The 1050-nt window shown below is 59.1% G+C and carries 2 protein-coding genes; both read right to left on the bottom strand.

Annotated elements, in window-relative coordinates; genetic code table 11:
• Positions 1-391: hypothetical protein (locus IRT45_RS36285; RefSeq protein ID WP_194810259.1), on the bottom strand; the 391-nt coding region annotated here is incomplete at its 3' end.
• A 201-nt stretch (positions 392-592) separates the two neighbouring features.
• Positions 593-952, bottom strand: coding sequence for a hypothetical protein (locus IRT45_RS36280; protein ID WP_194810258.1), 360 nt, complete (start codon positions 950-952; stop codon positions 593-595).
• Positions 953-1050: the final 98 nt, after the last annotated feature.

The raw sequence follows: 1050 nt of genomic DNA, 5'->3' as shown, positions 1-1050 counted from the left end.
GAGGTCGCAATTCCTCTACCATCGACTCTAAGTTGACCGGAGTTACACGCCAACGTTTAGCGTTTTTGTACTCAAAGTCGACTTGAACACTCATGTCCGATCGCCTGATTTGAATCAGGCACACTTTCCAACCCTTGCCGTCCGGAGTTGTCATGGTCGTTCGCAGGTCAATCGCGCGATCGAGCACCTGCATACTGAGACGCACATCAGCACTCCAGTTTCCGTCATCAGCATAACGGTATCCGAACATCGACTGCCGGCGATCGAGATTGACTACGACGGTCAGCGCATCCCATTCCAACTCTTCATCAACACAGCCTTGAACGATCGCTTCGGCCATGGCCGACAACGCATCCGAGGCTGCATCAGTATCGAATCTTGGGTTATTCACTCAACGTCCCTTCATTGCTTTTTTAATATCCTTTGAAGAAACTTGCGGGTAAGTTTTTCCGGCTTGGTTGCTGAACCGATAATCGCGCGCTGCGGGCGTCGACCGCTCGTTCGTCTATCGCCATCACGACCTGCTCGCCCAAATCCACATCGCCAAGTCGACCCAATCGCGGCCCCGCCGCCGAGGGCGGCGCGGCGGCGGTCACGACCGGCCGCGCTCAAGGTCGATCTGGCCAACGCCCAGGTCCGCATCGGCCGCCTGGCCGCACACAACAAACAGCTCGAACGCAAGCGTTCCGAGCTCCTGGGCGAGCCCGTCTGGCAGGAATCCGGACTCGGCGCACCGACCGACATCGACGCGCTGCAACGCCGAATCACCGGTCTCGAACAGCAGGTCGTCGAGCTGGCCGGCCAACTCACCGAACGCGAACGAGACTCGACGCGGCCCCGCGCCGCGAACCGGGAACTGTTCGCCAACATGAACAAACGGTCTTGAATTGCGCTGTCCTGCCGCGCGCCGAGGTGCGCGACAGGACAGGTTCCTCGTGGCCGTGCTGGTCAAATCCGCAGTCAACCATCGACGTACCAACCCTGGACATCATGCGGCGCAGTGGATCCGGGTACATCGACGGAACTGAACGCCGCCAACTGGCATGTTGA

The organism is Nocardia sp. BSTN01 (assembly GCF_015354405.1).
GTDB lineage: Bacteria > Actinomycetota > Actinomycetes > Mycobacteriales > Mycobacteriaceae > Nocardia.
This window is presented reverse-complemented; position numbering and strand designations above follow the sequence as displayed.